Here is a 22,186-nt window from a genome sequence, read left to right as displayed (position 1 = left end):
GTCTATAGGAAGCTTCATCGCACTTAAAACGATTTAGATCACATATGGATAAATAAATTTACATTCAGTTACCTTTTTTCGCGACAAGTCTCACGTGATTATTTACTACTAATGCGGCACAAACTCAATAAAATAGAGATTAGAAATTGCGGTTACTACAAACTGTGATAATTTATTCGCTCTATTTGTTTGCCGGAGTACCTTCATGGGACCTTTAATGCTTGATGTTTCAAGCTATGAACTTGATGCAGAAGAACGTGAAATTATTCAACACCCTACAGTGGGTGGCATTATTTTCTTTGCCCGTAATTATGATAATCGCGATCAACTTCGAGCACTGATAAAAGATATTCGCCAGACAGCAAAACGCCCACTGATTATTGGTGTTGATCAAGAAGGTGGCCGCGTGCAACGTTTCAGGGAACAATTTACTATACTCCCTCCTGCACGTGCATTTGCTGAATCTGACAATGGTTTAGCATTAGCTACCACTGGCGGATGGTTAATGGCTGCTGAATTATTAGCCATGGATATTGATATTAGCTTTGCACCTGTTTTAGATTTAGGCTTTGATTGTAAAGCCATTGGTGATCGTGCTTTTTCAAATAATCCAGCTGATATTATTCGCTATGCATCAGCCTTTATTGATGGAATGACAACAGCAGGTATGGCAGCTACAGGTAAGCATTTTCCTGGTCATGGTGGTGTTATAGCAGACTCACACCTCGAAACACCTTACGATTCTCGTGATAATATCAAACAACATGATATGTCAGTGTTTAGCCATTTAATCAGTAACAATAAACTCCAAGGGATTATGCCAGCCCATGTCGTGTTTGATGCCTATGATGAGCGTCCAGCAAGTGGTTCTGAATATTGGCTAAAACAAGTACTTCGACAAGAACTCGGCTTTAATGGTGTTATCTTTTCTGATGATCTTAATATGAAAGGTGCAGATGTATTGGGCAACTATAGTGAACGCGCTATTGCTGCTCAGCAATCGGGCTGTGATATGGTGATGTTATGTAATAACCGCGAAGGCGCAGTACAAGCTCTCGATGGGTTACCCCAAACACAAGTGCCTATTCTTAATAGCTTATTAAAACAACCGACTGCTGAGTTTAAAGCATTAATAAAAACTCGCGAGTGGCAACAAGCTCAACAAACTATTTCCGTTCTAGTTGATAAGTGGCATAACAAAAACAGTTAATTTAGTTACATTTACAACAACACCTTATGCTTTGCACATAAGGTGTTGTTAAATCTTACCTTTGATCTTCTTTAAAATAACGACTAAACTGCTCAAATTTAAGCGGCTCTGAAAAATAAAAACCTTGCTGTAAATAGACACCATGTTGTAATAAGTAATCAGATTGTTGTTTTGTTTCAACACCTTCCGCAATCATCTCCATTCCCGCCTTTTTACCAAAAGCAATGATTGAATCTAATACAAATAGTTTATGATCATGTGTACCAATCATATCAACAAACATCTTATCTATTTTCAAACTTTGTAAATTTAGGTTTTGTATGTAACTAAAGCTTCCATAGCCTGTACCAGCGTCATCTAGCTTAACATTAATACCTTGTGCTTTTAAATAATCAATAACACTTGCAGCTTTATCTAAATCAGTAAAAGACATTCTTTCTGTAATTTCAAATGCAATTTGTTTCGGCAAAATAGAGGATTTAATAATTAAATCGACAACCTTTCGCATATGCTGTTTGTCTTCTAATTGTTCAGGTACTAAATTAATACTAATAATAGCCGAACTCTTTTTCCAATTTAATGAACTTAATTGTATTAATGTTTTCTCAAGTAAAACATCAGTAATATCTATAATTAATCCACTTTTTTCTGCATAGGGTATAAAGTCATCAGGTGATATTAATTCTTTTTTATTAAACCACCATCTTACTAATACTTCACAGCCATACATTCTATTATTATTTACATTTATAATAGGTTGATAGTAAGGAATAAACTCTTTGCGTGTTATTCCTTTTTCTATTAATGAATGCAATGATAACTTTCTTTTAATATAAAAATTAAGCAATAAAAAAATAATAAAACCTAATACACTACCAATAAAGAACAGCAATGGTTTCAAATCCATCGAAATAATTGATAGTAGTTTAGGATCAACATAATTACTTAACACTAAACCATTACTAAATACTTCACTTGTTATTGGTGGTAATTTTAATAAGCTCTTTGCATCATTATGTGAGTATATTTTTTTATTTGTATTATCGACTGTTGAGATCACACTCAAAATACAATTATCACAATACTTATTTCGTATAACATCTGAAATAATTGGCTCAAAATGGATAACGACTTGGCCTCGCCTACTTTTCCATATCAATGAGAGTATAGATTGCTCATTTGTACTATTAAGAGTACTCCATAATGACAGATTCTTATCCAGCCTTTTTATAAAGGCTGTCGTTGAATTAAATTCAGTTGGATTACTATCAAAACTTGAACAATGCTGATTATCATTCGTTTCAATATCAATCTTTCTAAGATAATAATTATTATACGCTAGTTTTTCTATGTACTTTTGATCACGACTTCCACAGTCAAAACTAATATTTTCAACGATTGGTTTTATAAAAGATTGGTAATCCCCTATTGTCGTAGTGTAATTATCAATTAGATCACTGGAGATTGTCTTTAATGTAGAAGATAACTGTACTCTTGCAAAGTAATGAGAAAATAACGTAAAACACATTGCCATAATAATAACAATCATAATAGCAACAGCACTCATAGTTGTAGAGTACTTCGCTATTAACTGTGTTTTAAGCCATGATTTCGCTTTATATATTAGTCTCATTATATTTATAATATTAATCTTCTATTGACATTTACTTATGATAGATAGAATGTTAACTGAAATATTTAATTTCAACAATAATAATATTCATAAGTTTCAAAGACAAACAGACGAAAATTTATTAATATATTTAATACAATGATATTTGTACATTAATAATACATAAAAGCACCCTGCGGTACTTTTATTATATCATTCTGTAATAACAACTATAACACTTAATTATATAACTAAAGTTATAAACTATCTTTTGAATAATCTACCGACTTCGAACATTTCTTTTTCTCTTTTAAGATAATATAAAATGCACCAACAATAAACGCTATAGTGAGTAAAATCTCCATAATTAACCTTTATATCTATAATAACAAATTTTAAATGAATAACTTCAGATAATAAATAATTGTAATTTGACTGTATTGCTAGCAAACTCTCTAAGAATTTACACTATTGTACTAACAATACCTCAATTAAGTTATAAAGTTGTGACAATTCGCGGTTAAAACTTATGGCAGAAGCAAAATTTTGCACAAAAAACAGACTACAACCACCGTTCTTGTGCTGTAAAGCTCACAGACAGCCACGTTTCACCCAATTCATCAGAGAGTCGATCCCATAATTGCTGACGAATATGATCTTGTCGTTTGGTTGGCCATTTGTAATCATCTTTCACCAAAATATTTATCTCTAAATCATACTGTCGCCCAATTTTCGCAAAATGGTGGGTATAATCATCAAATCCATATTCTTTAGATAATGCTTCAATAACTTGATCAACATGCCGTTGTGCGCCGTTTTGAGGAGCAACAAGCAGCACCTCTTTAAGATTTCGACGTAAAACCTTAATAGGTAAAATAGAGGCGAACAGAGCCAATGTGGTCACTAAGACAGGATCAATATAGGCGTTCCATTTACTGTAACCTAACCAATCACAAATCATCACTGAAATAAATCCAATTAAAATAGCAGCACTCAAAATACCATCAATTAACCATTCTTGAGAGTCCACTCGAACTAACTCTGAATCAACACTTGATGCTATGTGCTTTTCAATTGCATAAATACTAAAACAACTAATCGTTGATAACACGGCATAAATAAGTGCATCTTTTAGTATGATATTATGACCTCCATCAATAATGGTGAGTACACCTGTAATAAAAGCAAATATACAAGTAACTAAAATCATAATACCATTTACAACGTTAATTAACGGCTCTAAATGAGCGTAACCAAACTGAAATTGTGCATCATCGGGTTTACTGACCAAATAAGCGGTATATAAACTTAATCCTGTCATTCCCATACTGAGTAATGAAAACATACCATCAAGTAAAATTGCATTTGATCCAACATAAAATCCGTAACTGATACCAAGTATTGACACAAAAACAGTACCAGCTAGTGATAGTTTAAGTGCTGCACGTTCTTTACTAACTTTACGGTGAGCAACCATAATGTCCTCCTAAAAGACAATATCCTTATTATTTTCAAGGTTGTTTATTATTGTTACGCCGTAAATATGGTTACAATAACTAACGACGATATAGAGCCTGTTGTATTAAATATAGTATTTAATACAAATTAAGTCTCATCGTTGATAAGTATTTATAATTAAAGAAAAAAGCAAACAAATAAATTATTATTAATCAAAGTGTTAATTAAAAATCAAGATAAAATAAAAACGGTTATTTTTGACGAATTAACTCTAAGCGTTCAACATCAGTATAAAATGCCACCATTTTTACACGACTAATAGCATATTCAAAACTGCTTCTCTGACACATTATTTGTGATGAAGTAGCAATTCGATTCCGAGGTTTTCGTTCAATATGGCGGTTATATTGCTGTTCTAGTGCAGTACAATTAGCATGGCGTTGGCAAGCTTCATAACGCGCCTCTTTTAACGTCAACCAATAGGCTTCAAATTGATATAGTGCATTATGTAATTCCTTCATATTGTCTTTGGTTATCTCTCCTTCTAATGCATTTACTTGTTGTAATTGTATAGCGATAAAGTCATTAAAATAATCATGTGTTTGAGGCGATAAATAATTATCACAATGAATACCACTAGCGATACTATTATTTTTATTTAATTCTGCAACATCCGCAGATGAGCATGCCATTGTCAGCAACAATGTGCAGAGTAATGGAAATGGCTTCATATTACTCTCCAAGAATAATAAATAATAATATCATTATGGTGCATCTGTTATAGCACTGCTTTAATTCTACAAGATATCTTATAATTGAGACCTTTCAAATATAAAAAAGCCAATCATGTTTGATAACATCATTGGCTATATTTTGTTTTAAAACAGTTTTCTTTATTGTGTTTTAAAAATTTGTGCTGTTTCCAGATTGGTCATCTTACGGATTTGACGCCAAACGAAATAAAATATTCCCATCATCATCAACATCGATGGAATAGCAATAACAGGATAGCTTAATAACGTCATTCGACCCAGCTCTTCATTAAATGCTTCAGTTCCTGCGGGACTAGTGACAATAACGGTAGCAAGAATATAATTCATCACTGATGAGAAAGCGAAGGTACTTGCAAATAAATAATTAGATTGAACTAAGCAACGATCAAAAGCTTGCTGCTGATTAGATTCCATTAATTTTTGTTTAATAAGACCTAAATTTAAAATGCTATCGTTAAAAATCATTTTAGTAACAATAGGATACTTAGTAAATGTTGAACCAAGAACGACAACACCAATGATTCCTGGTATCAACGCCTCTTTGACAGCAAGCCATTGGGTATCAAGTTCTAACACACCAATGCCACCAGTAAGTAACACGCTTACGATACCAAGTATTGCAATAAAATTAAGTTTCTTGTTCTTTAGTAACTCATAGCCACCAAATGCGACCGGGAAAGCTAAAGCCACCAGCAATGCTCCTACCGAACCAAGACGATCATCACCACTCATTTTCATTAAGATGATGGATGGCACAACGACGTTAAAAATAATTTCATTTAACGGATTGGTTTTCTTTTCAGCCATAATTCCTAATAATTTCCTTTATTCATAATTATGTCACTTTGCATTTAACGCACTAACAATATCTATTAATACTCAACAATACATCCAAACTTATTGCTCACATCATAATAATTCTAGTTAAAGCTTAGAGTCTGCTATTACTCTACTTTGATTGTTTCGTTTATCAATATAACTGTAAAGCACAATATCGTTACAAACCATTAAAAGCATAGCCATCATATTGATAAAATGATGGCTAACTATAACTAAAAACTACCACTTGCAGTTAAACTTGCGATAAGTGCTAAAGTACATGCACATGCTAACATCGCCAACACTGGCTTGGTCTTTGTAATTAATGACATTAACCATAGCCCTGTTGCGCTAAGTAAGCAGCCAATACTGATCACACGCCAGATAAACGGCAATAGAATATCATGATGTGTTTGTTCAATAAGCGTTGCCATATCTAGGCTTGCGACAATCAGTACCACAACAGCGATAAAGGCACCAAAGACAGGTAAAGTAACATTTAGAGGATCAACTTTATGCTGTGCTTTGACTAGCATTGCATGTGCTAATAAACTGCCACCAAAACCAACACTAAAGATAATGGCCATTACATCACCAATATTACCGTTATTGGCACTAAAACTTAATATATTGATAATATAGGCAATACTCCATAGCAACATCACCACAACGATGCTTTTTCGAGCGCTTTCTTTACCAAGGAGACGGTTTTCACATAAGCTATAAATTAATGTTAACGCGACAAACACTAATACAAATACAACCGCACTAGGGTTTGCCACATTAATACTTGATTGCATTATCATCAATGTTGCTTCACGAACGAGTAACGAAGCAATTAATAACCAACTGATTAAAGGTAAGAGCTTCATTACACGATCATGCTGTCCAAAGCATAATTTACCCGACAGCATTACCCCACCTATAATGATGAACGCACCTATCGCAAATTGTGCCAAAACATCTGATAACACTATTGGCCAATCATTCCACTGCATTTTGACTCCTAATACAGTCTAACTCTAAGCACCATCATTGACCGAACCAATCCAATTCAAAATGCCATAACGTATTTTAATAAAAGGCTATTTTGCCTAATTGTAGGAATGAGTGCAAAAATCTTGATACAAAAACATAAATTTCGTTGTCGAAAAGTCATCCTGTGGATTAAATAGACCTATAAAGCAAAATTTAACAATATATTATCTCTAAAGGTATATTTGGGTTTATTAATTACTAATTCATATTGTTAATAAAGCGACAATTTACTTTTGTATGACATATCGATTAAAAAAGGCGATAATCATAGAAAATTTACTAATTAATCAGATAAAAGATTGACGAAGGATGATTGAAACAGGTATCTTATTTTTTATAGTGAAATAAGATTTTATACCGAGTGTTAGATCTTATTTCAAACCAATTATTCGGTACTCTATATATCATTTACGCAGTGTCGCTCTCATCTGAATGAGGCCCCACTCGACATAGAGTAAAGTCACTACTTTGTCTGCTGATTCATGTTCAGACTATAAAAATTCAAGTGAGTAATCATATGTTTGCAATTATTAACACTAACGTATTTGATGGTAACACTATCCAAGAAAACCAAGCCATCTTTATTGAAAATGATATTATTTCACGCATTGTTCCAATGTCTGCTGTTTCAGCAACTGAGTTACCAGCAGAAACATTTGATGCTAAAGGCTTATTAGCATCTGCAGGCTTTATTGATGTACAGCTAAATGGCTGCGGTGGTGTTTTACTTAATACTGCTATTAGCAAAGAAACATTAGACATCATGAATCAAGCAAACTTAAAGAGTGGTACAACACAGTTTTTACCTACTTTTATTACTAGTGATGCTGAATCAATGAATAAAGTGCTTAATATGGTTGATGCTATCGACGATCCTGCACAACAAGGTGTTCTTGGTTTACATTTAGAAGGCCCTTTTATCAGCACTGAAAAGAAAGGTGCACACCGCGAAGAGTTTATTCGTGAATTAGACGTAAAAACAGCGCAATATTTAGCTGATAATGCAGATAAAATCTGTGTACTAACTGTAGCACCTGAAAATACAGCACAAGAAGTTATCGATATTGTACGTAATGCTGGTATCACAGTGTCATTAGGCCACACAAATGCAACTTATGACCAAGTTGCAGAGAAAGAAGGCCTAACCATGGCTACTCACCTTTATAATGCAATGACACCACTTGGTTCTCGTGAACCAGGCGTTGTTGGTTACATCTTCGATAAAAAACCACATGCAGGTATCATTGTTGATGGTATCCATGCTTCTTTCCCATCAGTTCGTATCGCTCATGAAATTCTAGGTGAGCAACTATTTATGGTAACAGATGCTGTAGCGCCAGCTGGTACTGATATGACTGAGTTTGATATGGCCGGTCTACATGCTTATGTAACTGATGGTAAATGTCATTATAAAGATGGCACTATCGCAGGTTCTGCCGTTACCATGATTCAAGGCCTAAATAACTTGATTGATCATGTGGGTCTTAGCCGTGAAGAAGCACTACGTATGGCAACATTATACCCAGCAAAAGCGATCAATGTTGATAACGAATACGGCCTATTAAAAGCAGGTTATAAAGCAAACATTACTTTACTTTCAGATGATAACCAAGTTAAGCACGTTTACCAAATGGGTAAAAAAGCATTCTAATTTAGGTTAACATTCTAATATTAGACGCATTAAAAAAGGCTGCTACTCAAATGAGCGGCAGCCTTTTTAATATTCTTTCACGTTTATGTTATCAGTCTTTAAATCTTCGCGGTCATCACTGTTGAAACGACTGTTGATGACGGCTTTTTAACTGACGAAAAAACAATGGTATTACGTTTTTCTACTACAGACATCTGATATTCACGTAATTTAAAGTAAGCATAGCTCACAACAATAGAGAAGAATAAATAAGACAATGAGAACACAAACGGTGAACTGAGTACGCCAGCCTTAACCACCCACACAACACCTGTAACAGTAATCGCTAATTTCGCCATCATAGCAACAAGCAGCATCAATAGTGCAAGTTGTGGATAACGCGTTGTACGGAAAGCCAACCAATAAGCTGTTCCTATTGCGACTGCTGCAATGCCAAAACCTGCCATAAATGAATGAAAATGCTCACCTGACAGTATACCTGCTACTACGGATAACAACATAATCAACCCAAATATCATATTTATCCTCTCTTGTACTATCTACAATATGCCTAAATGTAGTCTCTGAAGGTATTTTGTCATCTAAATACCATTTTGTATATATGGAGTAAAAGATTCCACTTATGAAACAGAATATATGTTTTGTATCTATAACAGCCTAATGCATTGTTATTAAATAAGTATAGTTAACAAATCGAGTGATAAACCAGTTAATAACAACAAATCTCATTGCCTGTAAAAAACATGCTTTATAGCAATTAATCCTGAAAAGTAGCCATAATAAGCGTTTTTATATAGCCAACACCCGCTAACTATCCCGAGTAGTCACTATTTGATCGGGAATTAAGCCATTATCAAAATTTATTTTTCAAATATAAAAAAACCACTATAAGCATTATCTACTTATAGTGGTTTCAGAAACTAATGAATAACGGTGAGCATAAATATACTGACAGCAAGTACTATCGCCCCTACTGCCAACAATAATTCAAAGATATGTTTTGGCATATTACACCACTGATTCAGCTACACTGTAACTTATTGCAGTTAATAAATACCATCTGCTTTTATAATAAGTCTGAGGGAATAAGTCTTTGTTTCTATGACAATAGTATAACTATCAATACTAAATATTAGCTGAACAACATACTGCTGAATGTTGAATATGATATAGATATTCAACCAATAGATTGATGGATCTATTGCTAAATATTATGAGCCATAGTTTGTTAACGCTGTTATGTAACCGCTGCATCGACACAGTAATTTAATGCTTGTCACATTATGACTGAATAAAATTGTAATTTATATCAATAATTCAGATACTTAAAAATCTATTGTTCGTCTTATAAATAATATGCATTTACTTTTTTCACGCCACTTTTTAGGTTGTTTGGTTATTATTACAATGATTTTAATAATGGCGCAGGCTACCGCCTCACCGACAAAAGCTGTCATTAAATTATCACCAGCCCCTATAACTCAGCAAACGGTTGATCTCCCTCTTAATGAGTATCATGCATTAAAAATTTTAGCATTAGCAAACGTCAGTAGTAGTCAGGTTCCTCGTCCTTTTGACCCCCCTTCACATTTAGTCGTACTACCAACCTCTAATGATGATATCGGTATTGATATTAATAATAACAATATCAGGGATGACTATGAACGACGCTTACTCTTTCAATACCAACGCCCTGAATATGTTGCGATGGGCATATTAGCAGCTGCGCATTGGGATAGATTAGCTGCGAGTTATTATCAAGAAGATCGTATACCATCCATAACTGCGATCACCTTGATTACGAATAATATAGCGATTAATCAATGCTATTACGCATTACAGCAAATAGATAACGCGTTAGTTTCACCAATCTTTCATTACTTCAATACCGAGCACAGACTGTTAATAAAGCAACGAGCTGAAGATAAATTATTAGATATTATCGCTACATCTGCGTTTACAGTGGATTTTGAACCACAACCTTGCCAACGCTTTGTCTTATTGGCAGAGTCGATGTTACAAACAACCTTAACCGAAGATTAACTAGCACACTAATCTGACATAAATAAAACACCCTCGTTTATACGTTATGGCACCATAATGTATTACAGACCATCCACTATTCGTATGTTTCTATTACCAGTCATAAGTAAATACTATACTTATGATTTTATAGTGGTTTTTAATCGTTCGCTGTATAATGCTCAACCTAAATTATTCAGCTATCACAGTTACGGAATCCAATGAGTAAAATATCAACCTTCTTAAAAGGCATGGCAATGGGCGCAGCTGATGTTGTTCCTGGAGTGTCAGGCGGCACTATCGCCTTCATTACTGGCATTTACGATACGTTGCTTGAAAGTATTCGTCGAATCAACCCGAGCTTAATTGGGGTGATCCGCAAAGGTGGTATTAAGGCTGCCTTTGAGCACATTAATGGCACATTTTTAATCTGTCTATTTGGTGGTATTTTAACGAGTATATTTACCCTCGCTAAATTTATCACTTGGATGCTACATACTCACCCAATCCCATTGTGGTCGTTCTTCTTTGGTTTAATCATAATTTCTGTGATTCACATGTTTAAACAAGTCGAAAATTGGAATATTGGGCGCATAATTTCTGTTGCAATCGGTGTTGGCTTTGCTTACGGCATTACTGTACTTCACCCTGTGGCAATGGATCCAACACCATTAAATCTTCTTATTGCTGGTGCGATTGCGATTTGTGCAATGATTCTTCCGGGCATTTCTGGTAGTTTTATTTTACTACTACTTGGTATGTACGCACCTATTCTAGCAGCAGCAAAATCAGTTGATATCGTAACTCTGGGTACTTTTGCTATTGGTTGTGTGCTAGGTCTGTTAACATTTTCTCATGTTTTATCATGGGTATTACGTAGCTACCGTGATATTGCGCTTACTTTCCTCACGGGCTTAATGATCGGTACTTTAAGCAAAATTTGGCCTTGGAAAGAAGTTATTTCATGGCGTACAAACTCACATGGTGAGCAAGTACCACTTATTGAACATAATCTTTCACCATTAAACTATGAGCATGTTACAGGCCATCCTGCGTTATTAGGCTATGCCATCTTTGCGATGATTTTAGGCCTTGCTGTGGTATGGGGTCTTGAAAAATACGCTGAACGTAACAACGACTAATTTTCCTTTAAAACTACCTATTAAAGCAGCCTTCGTGGCTGCTTTTTTTGTTGTTTTTTACTATCAATGTAGCGACATCACAAAAATTTACTTCACGCCTACCTTTTATAGACATCTCTATTCATAATTAGCTTATCCCAACGAAATGATTAGGGAATATATAAGGATGAATAAATGAAATACCAATGGATTATTCTTGCTCTTGCTTTAGTTGCAGGACTATTTACCAGTTTCATGATGGACAGTAACGATCCTGATGTAGCTCGTGAACCTTATTATCCCATGAATTTTTTAGAATCAGGTACAGAAGCTATCGATTTATTTAACCCTGAGGATAAACGTATACGTTTAGTCTATTTTGGTTACACGCAATGTCCTGATGTATGCCCGACATCATTAGCGGTATTAGCTGCGGCTTTAAAAGCGCTTCCGCAACAACAGCGAGATCAATTATGGCCTGTTTTTATCTCACTTGATCCAAACCGTGATACCGCCATGATAAGTGCTCAATATGCAGCTCATTTTGATAATACAATTACCGGAGCAACCGGAACAGAGCAACAAATTAAAGCTTTAGCTGATACATATGGTGTACTTTATATTAAAAACACCTTAGAAAATTCAAAAATAAAATACGTTATAGATCACAACTCTTATTTTTATTTTTTAAAACCAAATGGTGATCTAATTAAAAAGCTGCCTCACTTAGCTAACCCTTCTCAATTAATTGCCACAATACCCACAATAACAGCCGAGATGACGAACAACGGAATAATAGATAACAGCCAATAACTAAATAAACATATTATACGTGACGCATATTAATACCATTTAATAATTAACAGTTGTGTTTTTCTTTACTATTAGTAATAAGTTATCAAACATTTTCACTATCGTTTTTTTGTGTGTTTTTTAACCAAATATGTTATTTATTTGAGTATTGGCAAAATTTTACATTACTCTGACTTTATCTATTACTAAAAACAAGAAATTACTTATAAGTCCTTATATTAAGCGGGTTTATGCTCCTTTCAAATTAAATATCAATGCAAAAAAATGGTTAAATATGTAGTTTTTTTATTCGAAAACGAGATATTAATCAGATTTTTTTTTGTTATCCAAAAAAATTTAATGAGCAATTATAATAAGTTATGCCATAATGAATTTGCCAACTCAAACTTTATTCAACAGTTGTAGTGGCTAAATCAATATGGAGATTATATAAAAATGAAACGTACTGTATCTATCTTAGCTGGTGTTTTACTAAGTGCTTCACTTGTAGGTTGTTCTAGCTCTGATGAAGTAAGTCAAATGCAGCAACTAACTAACAAAGTTGACACATTGTCTGAGCAAGTTAGTGCACTACAAGGTCAACAAGACCAAATCGTAGGCGCAGTAAATGACTCTCGCGCAGCATCTGACGCAGCATACCAAGAAGCAATGCGTGCTAATAAGCGTATTGATAACATTGCTGGTTCATACACTAAGTAATCTATATTTAGTCGTAAAATATCTAAAGAGATGGCTCAGGCCGTCTCTTTTTATTTATCGTTATTTACTTTTTAATGACCGCTTTAATTTAAACTCCTACTATTAAACATCTACCCTTTATATCCCAATAATACACAACGACAATTCACAATTACATCTTCGCGAGTAATACACTATTATTATAATTATTAACATTTTATGATAACGCTAAATACAAATATAAAAAAACGAGATAGTTATATCTCGTTTGTAATTAGAGTTAAAATCGAATGCTTTACTATGATTTTAAAATAACAGGCAGCCCTGATTGCTTATCTAATTCAGCATTAAGCCGTTGTGTTGCCTTAGCGTCACCTTCCACATCATCCAATAATGCTTTTGGCGCTTCTACACTTTGCTTAACACCAACTTGAGATTCATCTTTTGATAATGGCGCATGCACTTCAACTATCAACTCACCATCTGCAGCACGGGATGTTTTTACGGGTTGATTAATTATTTGAACTTGCGTACCAAGAGGAACTTGTGGGAACAACCATTCAACATCCCAAGGGTTCATACGAATACACCCCCCACTAACACGCATACCGATACCAAAGTCTTTATTGGTACCATGAATAAGGTATTCGCCATGACCATAAGCAAGTCGCATTTTATAGTCACCCAATGGGTTATCAGGGCCTGCAGGCACAACAGCAGGTAAAATGTCACCTTTTGCTGCATGCTCTTTACGAATTGATGCCGGTGGTGTCCAGGTTGGATTTTTTACTTTTTCATTAATGGTTGTCGTCATATTGGGTGTTTCACGACCCACTCGACCAATACCAATAGGAAAAACATAAACAATAGAAGCATCGTTTTTAGGGAAATAGTAAAGACGTAACTCAGCAAGATTTACCACAATACCTTTGTGGGCGACATCTGGCAGTATAACTTGAGTCGGTATTTGTAATAGCTTTCCTGGCTGAGGTAAAAATGGATCTACGCCTTTATTGGCAGCCATCATACCAAGAAAACCAACGTTATATTTATTTGCAATATCAGAAAGACTATCACCTTGTTTTACTTCGTAATATTCGGTTGTACCAACGATGTTACTACCATCGCTAGGTAGTTTATATTCAATTGCATGCGCTGCGGATGAGGCTAAACATGTGAGTGACAAAAGTAATGCGCGGTACACGACAATATCTCCGGTTAAGGTTTTACAAACATATAATCATGGATGTAAAACGCTATAATTAATTATGCACACTATAACTATATTTAATTATTACATGTGCTTTTAAGCTTTACTGCCATACTACTTGATATCATTTTAATCTACTAGCTTATCGCTAACAGTAAATCTACAATAATATAAATAGCAACATGCTAACTAACAGCATGATGACGCTATATAATTATAACCATTAATAAAAAAGAGCTGTTAAATCTTGGTAAGACCTAACAGCTCAATAACGATTATTTAATATTAAACGGTATATTGTTGTACTAAATATTTCCAATCACGACGTTGTTGGTTTAATTTCTGTTTAATCGATTCATATTGTTGCATAAATTCAAAATTCTCATAATCATTGGCCAATTTCTGTTGCTGCAAATCGATCAAGCGTTTCTTCACTTGATAATAATCAGAAATTTTACTGATCAGGGCTTCATACTCGTATTGTAATTGCAATAAACGCGCACTGTTATTTGGCAATGTTTTAAATTGATATTGCAACCGCATAAATTCCATTTTCGCGCGTGTTTTCTCAATTCTATCGGCAGAAGTAACTTTTAGATTTGTCGTCCACCCTAACCATGAGCAACTCTTGATCAGCCATTTCGTTGGATCAAACTGCCACCAGCGAATACCATTACGATAATCATTCTCAAAAATATGATGATAATTATGATACCCCTCACCAAATGTTAGCCATGCAATTACACCATTATCACGGGCTGTATTTCTGTCAGTGTAAGGTTGAGTTCCCCATTTATGCGCTAACGAGTTAATAAAAAATGTCGTATGATGGCTTAACACCAGTCGTAATACGCCAATAAACAATAATGCTCCCAAAACATTACCAAGTAGTAATCCGATAATGACAGGAATACCAATATTCATCATTGCCGCTAGTAAGAAGTAATATTTATGCTGCCAAACAACAATAGGATCATTTTGTAAATCAGAACAATTTGAATAATCGTGATAACGACTGGCTTGATAGTGTCGTAGCATCCAGCCAATATGACTGTAAAAGAATCCCATTTTAGCTGAATAGGGATCTTTAAGATTATGATCTACATGGCGATGGTGTACACGATGATCAGAACACCAATGTAGAATACTATTTTGCAACGCAAATGCGCCACCAAGGGCAAATACCAGTCGCAAAAAGCGGTTTGCTTGATAGCTTTGATGCGCCCATAAACGATGATAACCCGCAGTAATTGACATCCCGCAGTAGCAAAATGCCACGACTGTCATTGCGATAAGCGCAACATCAAGGTGATAAAAATAGAGGTAGAGTGGAACACCGATAACTGCAATGGCAAATGTCAGTGTAAATAGAGCCACGTTCAACCAAATAATTGGCGGTTTTTGCTGTTGAGGTATCATCCTTTTTCACCTTATTTCAGCGTACACATGTAAGCTAGATTATACTGAGCACTTAAGGTGATTCAACCAACCAGCAATATAAACTGTTATTACGACATCAATAATGTGATTCCAGCCGCATCAAAGCGTGTATTAACACGACGGTAATCGTTATGTAATGGTTGATAATAACTTGCTGGCATCGTCTCTTTCACCCCTGCTTTTATTAATGCATGGTGTTCATCCCGTGTCATGATGACATATTCAAGATGATCATCAATAATAGCTTTAATGCTTTCGATCGTCGCTTCATCATCGCGTACTAGTGTTTTGAAATGCCCTATAATCACTGATAATGGCATCATCATCTCTCTAACAAGCAATTTTCGTTCCTGAATATGCGCAGCAGCAACTGTTCGTTTACCCACATTAAAAATTTGTATCCAATCGGGTTTTCCTTGTTGAGTCACCAACCCATGTTGATAACAATAATAAGCCTCTAAAAATGTCCGTAAATGGCTATAACGCTCAGAATACACTTCGAGGTAAATATGCTGTAATTCAATATCGGCATTAAATTGATTCATTGCATTCATGTGAACGATTACCTTTAAAATTAAAACTTAAACCTATTTACACTGGCACAAAATACCATTTAATCTATTGTTTTATAAGTATATTAATAAAAAACAAATAAACATTATCAACGATTGAAATTTTTATCATCAACTTACGGTCTACTTTAGTAGTCGTTATTATTGATTTAAATATCGCAATAGGCACCTTATGCAAATAAAAATACGTCCTCGTTGGTCATTATCAGAAAACCAAGCGACTCCAGAATCGGTGTATCACCAACGCCGAGATATTTTGAAGAAATTAGGTATTGCCGCTGTTGGCTTGCCGCTATCAACTAATGCCCATGCTGGCTTATTTGATTTTATCTCATCGCCAGAAGAACAAGCTGTTGATCATCGTCGCCAACTTAGCGGATCACCGTCATCACTCTCTAACTCAACATTGTCGCTGACACCTGAAGATAAAATACTTCACTACAATAATTTTTACGAATTTGGTACTGATAAATCATCCCCTGCTATACGGGCAGAGAAGTTTATCACTGATCCATGGAAGGTCACTATTGATGGGATGGTAAATAAGCCATTTAGCCTTGATTACGATGACTTATTTAATCAATTTACCTTAGAAGAACGTATATATCGTCTCCGCTGTGTTGAAGCCTGGTCAATGAATATTCCATGGATCGGTTTTAGTTTACGCGACATCATTAAAAAAGCAGATCCGCAGCAACGAGCAAAATATGTTGCTTTTGAAACCCTATACGATCCTAAACAGATGCCAGGCCAAGCGTCATCACGTCTTGGCGGTGGAATAGAATACCCTTATGTAGAAGGTCTACGTATTGATGAGGCAATGCATCCACTGACAATGATCTCAGTAGGCCTATATGGCAAAACATTAGCCCCGCAAAACGGTGCACCGTTACGCTTGGTTGTGCCTTGGAAATACGGTTTCAAAAGTATTAAATCGATTGTACGAATTCACTTAACTGATCAACAACCTCCAACAACATGGAACCGTCTTGCTGCAAGTGAATATGGGTTTTATGCCAATGTTAATCCCAACGTTGATCATCCTCGCTGGAGCCAAGCAAGCGAACGCTTTATCGGTCAAGGCAATATCTTTAGTAGTCGCCGTCAACCAACACTGATGTTTAATGGTTATGCAGAAGAAGTGGCTTCACTATACCAAGGCATGGACTTAAAAAGGAACTATTAATGCTCACTCGAAATATTCAATCATACCGTCTTACGCCTACACATATTTTGATAATTAAAATCGTTATTCATACGATTTCATTATTGTTTGTTGCGCTGTTGGTTTATAACACACTTAACGGTGGCTTTGGTGCAGATCCCATCAAAGGTATTGAACATTTCACAGGCAAAGCAGGGTTAAATACGCTAATTCTGACCTTGCTATTATCACCACTGGCGAAACGATATAAGCAAGGCGGCTTAATTCGCCTCAGACGATTACTCGGGCTATACACATTCTTCTGGGTTGTATTGCACCTTGGCGCCTATCTTGCGCTCGACCTTAATTTTGATTGGGCACTATTAGGCAGTGAAATTATTCAACGTCCTTATCTTGCGATTGGTGCGGTAAGCTGGATTATTCTGTTATTGCTTGCGTTAACATCCCCAAAATCAGCACAACGCCGTTTAGGTAAATCTTGGCAAAAACTGCATAATTGGGTTTATCTTGCATTGTTATTAAGCCCAATTCATTACTATTGGTCGGTTAAATCAGGCCTTGTTGAACCTACTTTTTACCTGTTTATTTGTCTCTTTTTACTCTATTGCCGTAAACAAAAACTAACAACCTGGCTTACTAAAAAAAATATCCTATCCCCTGCTAGACCGATATCAAAAACTTCTCAGCACTAACCCTCACTCGTATTACAACAAATATACGAGCTTAATTTGTTGTAATCGATTGCTTAGGGATCGAGCATCGCAGAATTAACACTCAAATCACGTGATCTCGACACCATAAATACAGATTGTTAGATTGACTAAGCTACTGAATAAACAGACAATGCGCACAATTTTTATATCTACTTCTGCGGTTTACATGGACTTTCTCCGATGACAGTATCAACAACTCAGCCATTATCCTTACGTGATGATTCGATTTTTCGCCTTTTTTTGCGTTATACCTTACCCACTATTGCGGCGATGCTTATTACTGGCATCTATGTTGCCGTTGACGGCATGTTTGTTGGTCACTTTATAGGTGAAGATGGTCTTGCCGCTATCATACTTGGATACCCTATCGGCTCTATTTTATATGCCGTTGGTGCTATGATCGGTATGGGAGCGTCAGCACTTGTTTCGATAAAAATGGGTGAAGACAACGTTCAACAAGCTCGCCAAATTGTCGGTAATGCACTAAGTCTGTGTATTATTGCTGCCATCATTTTCTGTAGTTTCGGCTTGGTTTTTGGTAAAGACATTCTAATTTGGATCGGCGCCAAAGATCATATTTTAACCATGGCTACAGACTACCTATTTTGGTACTTCACCATGGGTAGCTTTGCTATTGTGTCAATGGCATTTTCTGCGCTACTGCGTAATGATAGTCAACCTAACCGTGTTACCTTGATTATGATTTTAGGCGGCGTACTTAATATCTTTTTAGATTGGTTATTCATTGTTGTTATTCCGTGGGGATTAACCGGAGCGGCCATTGCAACAATGTTATCGCAAGCGGTGACCTGCCTATTATGTTTACAGCATTTCTTCTCTGATAAAACCCAATTACGTATTGGCTGGGATAGCCTTAAAATTAAACTTGATACTGTGTTGCAAATCCTCAAGTTAGGTACTTCAAGTTTATTAATGTACATGTACTTGTCAGTCGTATTAATCCTTCATAACAAAGCATTTTTACTGGTTGGAAAACCGATCCATGTTGCAGCTTACAGCATTGTGAGTTACACCGAAGCCCTGTTTTATTTAGTTTTTGAAGGTATTGCCTTAGGCACTCAACCACTGGTGAGTTTTAATACTGGTGCAGGTCTTAAAGATCGAGTGAACAAGCTTCGTAATCTTGCCTTTATAACAACGTTATTAATTGCAGCGATTGGTATGATCACTTTATACAGTATTCCAGAAATCGTGGTGTATATGTTTGCAGGTGACAATCCAGTACTTCAGCCAGTAGCAATTAACGGCATGTCACTGTACTTTTGGGGACTCCCTTTTGAAGGCGTGTTACTGGTTGGTGCAACTTACTTTCAGGCGATAAATATGCCTAAAGAAGCCTCCTTTCTTACTGGCGGTAAGTTACTGTTGATCTCAATTGCCATTTTTGTGTTGGCTTATAGTGTCGGAGTTAATGGGGTGTGGCTAGCATTACCACTTTGTAGTGCTGCACTTACGTTATGGATGGTATATCGATTAAAAAAACTCGCATAAACAACCTCGATTAACAACAACCAACACCACGAAACGTAATAAAGTAAACCGATAGTCTGTATTTATAATAAAATACAGCTATCGGTTTTTTATTGCTAATCAGCTAAAGCACATATTTTACACTTCAGCAATGATAGCTTCTTTCTTTTCAACAAGATGACCTTCTGCACCATGCATCCATTGAATAAGTTTATTTGAGAATAAAAACAGAATAACCGATGAAGCCACCGCTGCAATGGCAATACCAGCAAAGATATGAAGCGCACCCGCATCACCAACATGCGAGCCTATGATTCCTGCAACATAGTTTGCCAATGCATTAAATGCAAACCACACTCCCATCAGTAACGAACACAAACGTAATGGTGCCAGTTTAGTTACCATTGATAAGCCAATCGGCGAAATACACAACTCACCTAAGGTATGGAAGAAATAGGCTCCAACTAGCCATAACATTGACGTTTTCACTGTTAAATCACCACCTTGTTGCATTGCTGCTCCCACCATAAATAGGAAGCCAATTGCGAGGAACAATAATGCAAACACAAACTTTATTGGTGAACTTGGCTCTTTAGGACCTAATTTGATCCAGAATGCCGCAATAATCGGTGCTAATGTAATAATGAAGAAAGGATTTAATGATTGGAACCAAGCTGCTGGTACTTCAAAACTGCCAATCATACGATCTGTATATTCTTGGGTGAAAATATTCATCAAACCACCAGCTTGTTCAAAACCAGCCCAAAAAACAACAACAAACAAGCCTAGGAACATAATCACTTTCATACGATCTCGTTCAACTGCTGTTAATGGCTCTTTCTTGCCTGATGCATTTTTAGCGGCATCACGTTTTGCTGCCGGCTCTGTACCAATATTACCCAATAGACGTTTAGCAAAAACTAGCTGTAAAAGTAAGCTCACTAACATACCAATACCGGATGCAGCAAAACCTGCTTTCCAACCCCAAAAACTAACGGCGGTACCAGCAATAACACCAGCAAGCAAAGAGCCGAGATTAATACCCATATAGAAAATAGTAAATGCACCATCACGACGGTTATCACCTTCAGGATAAAGATCGCCGACCATGGTCGATATATTGGCTTTAAATAAACCATTACCAATAATCATCAAACCCAAGCCACAATAAAATGCGCTTAATGCAAAAGTGCCAACAACAGAATTTGGTAGCGCAAGAATAAATTGGGCAATGGCCATACAAATACCGCCCAAAATGACACAACGACGTTGTCCTAAGAAGTTATCAGCAATCCAGCCACCAATAAGCGGGGTTAAATAAACAAGGCCAGTATATGTGGCGTATAAACTGAGGGCATCTTTGGTTGTCCAACCAAAACCGCCATTCATTGTTTTATCCGTTAAATACAATACAAGAATGGCACGCATGCCGTAATAACAAAAACGTTCCCACAACTCAGTACTAAACAACAAGAACAACCCTTTTGGATGTCCTAGAAAAGTACTCATTTCCCTACTCATAATTATTCCTTGTTTGTAACTATTTATTCATTTTTTAAATCCCCTCAAGTTATAAAGGACAACATAATATCTTTCAAGAGCATAAGTTATCGCGATATTACGTCATAGCGTTAACACCTTGAATAAACAGCAAACATAAAATAATGACAAACAAACTGAAACATTTTGTTACACTCAGTTTTTAGCGTAAAAAACTACTCATAGAGACTTAATTCGGCATTTAAAACCGGATTAAACCTTAAAAGCAGGATATTAACACTTAATTTAAAATGTTAATGACTAGACCTCATCTCATGTCAACATTTAAAGCAATATGTTCTAAAAATAGCCACCAAATGATAAAAATTACTATTCAGCATCGCTTGAAAGCAAGAAATGGCTATTAAAAAGAGATTAAACAGCATGCATATACTATTCAATTGCAGGATGTTTTTTACTGCTAAATATTTTATCACTGATAAATTTCAACTTTTAATACACAGCTTAAACTCTGCCATAAGGGCTAAAAGCAGAGTTATACGCCATCATAGTAAAAGAATGAAATATAGTTATTAACAAAATATTCAACATCAATACTTCGTTGTACTCGACAATCATATCAATGCACATTTATAACGCAGTAACACCTCTGTTTAATACTTGGATTTCGCTGCAATTAAGATTGATATTTTCACCTTATTAGATTTAACCAGCAAACAACCTATTAACACATGCACATTGCGCATTTGAAAAATGAAAAGCATTCATTTTACTCATGCCGATATTAGCCATACTATGAACTTAAGGCAAACAGGCAGCATATTACACCTAAGTTAGGTTTGATTTTGCAGCAATAAAAAAAGCCTACTTATTAATATAGAAAGTAATAATCAGCACCTC

The 22,186-nt window shown here is 35.6% G+C and carries 19 protein-coding genes; 9 read left to right on the top strand and 10 right to left on the bottom strand.

All coding sequences use genetic code 11. From position 1 onward, the window contains the following. The first annotated feature begins 205 nt into the window (after positions 1-205). Complete coding sequence (gene nagZ / locus PMAL9190_RS06280; protein ID WP_087844403.1) at positions 206-1,210, top strand: beta-N-acetylhexosaminidase; 1,005 nt, start codon at positions 206-208, stop codon at positions 1,208-1,210. Positions 1,211-1,265: 55 nt separating this feature from the next. Here nagZ and PMAL9190_RS06275 read toward each other — a convergent pair whose 3' ends face one another. From PMAL9190_RS06275 to PMAL9190_RS06255, 5 genes are all read right to left on the bottom strand, one after another. Next, complete coding sequence (locus PMAL9190_RS06275) at positions 1,266-2,777, bottom strand: EAL domain-containing protein (RefSeq protein WP_159458365.1); 1,512 nt, start codon at positions 2,775-2,777, stop codon at positions 1,266-1,268. 607 nt (positions 2,778-3,384) lie between these two features. Then, on the bottom strand, positions 3,385-4,299 hold the full coding sequence (locus PMAL9190_RS06270) for a cation diffusion facilitator family transporter (protein WP_087844401.1): 915 nt from the start codon (positions 4,297-4,299) through the stop codon (positions 3,385-3,387). Between the two features lie 232 nt (positions 4,300-4,531). Continuing rightward, positions 4,532-5,011, bottom strand: a complete 480-nt coding sequence (locus PMAL9190_RS06265; RefSeq protein ID WP_087844400.1) for a hypothetical protein — start codon at positions 5,009-5,011, stop codon at positions 4,532-4,534. A 162-nt stretch (positions 5,012-5,173) separates the two neighbouring features. Next, on the bottom strand, positions 5,174-5,860 hold the full coding sequence (locus PMAL9190_RS06260; RefSeq protein ID WP_087844399.1) for a VC0807 family protein: 687 nt from the start codon (positions 5,858-5,860) through the stop codon (positions 5,174-5,176). A 245-nt stretch (positions 5,861-6,105) separates the two neighbouring features. Beyond that, entirely contained in the window at positions 6,106-6,870 is a 765-nt protein-coding gene (locus PMAL9190_RS06255) for a hypothetical protein (protein WP_087844398.1), read from the bottom strand. A 557-nt stretch (positions 6,871-7,427) separates the two neighbouring features. On the opposite strand from PMAL9190_RS06255, the gene nagA reads away from it, so the two are divergent. Continuing rightward, positions 7,428-8,561: an N-acetylglucosamine-6-phosphate deacetylase gene (gene nagA / locus PMAL9190_RS06250; protein WP_087844397.1), complete on the top strand. Its 1,134-nt coding sequence runs from the start codon at positions 7,428-7,430 to the stop codon at positions 8,559-8,561. A gap of 98 nt (positions 8,562-8,659) precedes the next feature. On the opposite strand, the gene PMAL9190_RS06245 is transcribed toward nagA, so the two are convergent. Beyond that, on the bottom strand, positions 8,660-9,079 hold the full coding sequence (locus PMAL9190_RS06245) for an NADH:ubiquinone oxidoreductase (protein ID WP_087844396.1): 420 nt from the start codon (positions 9,077-9,079) through the stop codon (positions 8,660-8,662). A 901-nt stretch (positions 9,080-9,980) separates the two neighbouring features. On the opposite strand from PMAL9190_RS06245, the gene PMAL9190_RS06240 reads away from it, so the two are divergent. The 4 genes from PMAL9190_RS06240 to PMAL9190_RS06225 all read left to right on the top strand — a co-directional run bounded on the left by PMAL9190_RS06240 (position 9,981) and on the right by PMAL9190_RS06225 (position 13,216). Then, a complete protein-coding gene (locus PMAL9190_RS06240; protein ID WP_235004304.1) occupies positions 9,981-10,604 on the top strand; it encodes a hypothetical protein in 624 nt (207 codons plus the stop codon). Positions 10,605-10,804: 200 nt separating this feature from the next. Then, positions 10,805-11,725, top strand: coding sequence for a polyprenyl-phosphate transporter (locus PMAL9190_RS06235; protein WP_087844394.1), 921 nt, complete (start codon positions 10,805-10,807; stop codon positions 11,723-11,725). A gap of 174 nt (positions 11,726-11,899) precedes the next feature. After that, a complete protein-coding gene (locus PMAL9190_RS06230) occupies positions 11,900-12,517 on the top strand; it encodes an SCO family protein (protein WP_087844393.1) in 618 nt (205 codons plus the stop codon). Positions 12,518-12,952: 435 nt separating this feature from the next. Further along, a complete protein-coding gene (locus PMAL9190_RS06225; RefSeq protein WP_036790326.1) occupies positions 12,953-13,216 on the top strand; it encodes an Lpp/OprI family alanine-zipper lipoprotein in 264 nt (87 codons plus the stop codon). Between the two features lie 277 nt (positions 13,217-13,493). Here the strand turns inward: PMAL9190_RS06225 and PMAL9190_RS06220 are convergent, their stop codons facing one another. The 3 genes from PMAL9190_RS06220 to PMAL9190_RS06210 form a co-directional block, all read right to left on the bottom strand. Beyond that, positions 13,494-14,399, bottom strand: a complete 906-nt coding sequence (locus tag PMAL9190_RS06220; protein WP_087844392.1) for a L,D-transpeptidase family protein — start codon at positions 14,397-14,399, stop codon at positions 13,494-13,496. 291 nt (positions 14,400-14,690) lie between these two features. Continuing rightward, complete coding sequence (locus tag PMAL9190_RS06215; protein WP_087844391.1) at positions 14,691-15,824, bottom strand: acyl-CoA desaturase; 1,134 nt, start codon at positions 15,822-15,824, stop codon at positions 14,691-14,693. 89 nt (positions 15,825-15,913) lie between these two features. Then, complete coding sequence (locus PMAL9190_RS06210; protein ID WP_087844390.1) at positions 15,914-16,399, bottom strand: hypothetical protein; 486 nt, start codon at positions 16,397-16,399, stop codon at positions 15,914-15,916. Between the two features lie 190 nt (positions 16,400-16,589). Between PMAL9190_RS06210 and msrP the strand changes: the two genes are divergently transcribed. The 3 genes from msrP to PMAL9190_RS06195 all read left to right on the top strand — a co-directional run bounded on the left by msrP (position 16,590) and on the right by PMAL9190_RS06195 (position 19,807). Beyond that, positions 16,590-17,603 (top strand): protein-methionine-sulfoxide reductase catalytic subunit MsrP, encoded by a 1,014-nt coding sequence (gene msrP / locus PMAL9190_RS06205; protein ID WP_087844389.1) that lies wholly within the window; start codon positions 16,590-16,592, stop codon positions 17,601-17,603. Next, a complete protein-coding gene (gene msrQ / locus PMAL9190_RS06200; RefSeq protein ID WP_087844388.1) occupies positions 17,603-18,274 on the top strand; it encodes a protein-methionine-sulfoxide reductase heme-binding subunit MsrQ in 672 nt (223 codons plus the stop codon). Before msrP ends, msrQ begins: the two co-directional genes overlap by 1 nt. Positions 18,275-18,475: 201 nt before the next feature. Then, positions 18,476-19,807, top strand: coding sequence for an MATE family efflux transporter (locus tag PMAL9190_RS06195; protein WP_087844387.1), 1,332 nt, complete (start codon positions 18,476-18,478; stop codon positions 19,805-19,807). 117 nt (positions 19,808-19,924) lie between these two features. Here the strand turns inward: PMAL9190_RS06195 and PMAL9190_RS06190 are convergent, their stop codons facing one another. Continuing rightward, positions 19,925-21,307 (bottom strand): peptide MFS transporter, encoded by a 1,383-nt coding sequence (locus PMAL9190_RS06190; RefSeq protein ID WP_087844386.1) that lies wholly within the window; start codon positions 21,305-21,307, stop codon positions 19,925-19,927. Positions 21,308-22,186: the final 879 nt, after the last annotated feature.

This window comes from Photobacterium malacitanum, from assembly GCF_900185615.1.
GTDB classification, from domain to species: Bacteria; Pseudomonadota; Gammaproteobacteria; order Enterobacterales; family Vibrionaceae; genus Photobacterium; species Photobacterium malacitanum.
The sequence above is the reverse complement of the archived record's forward strand: the minus strand, read 5'-3'. Positions and strand labels throughout refer to the sequence as shown.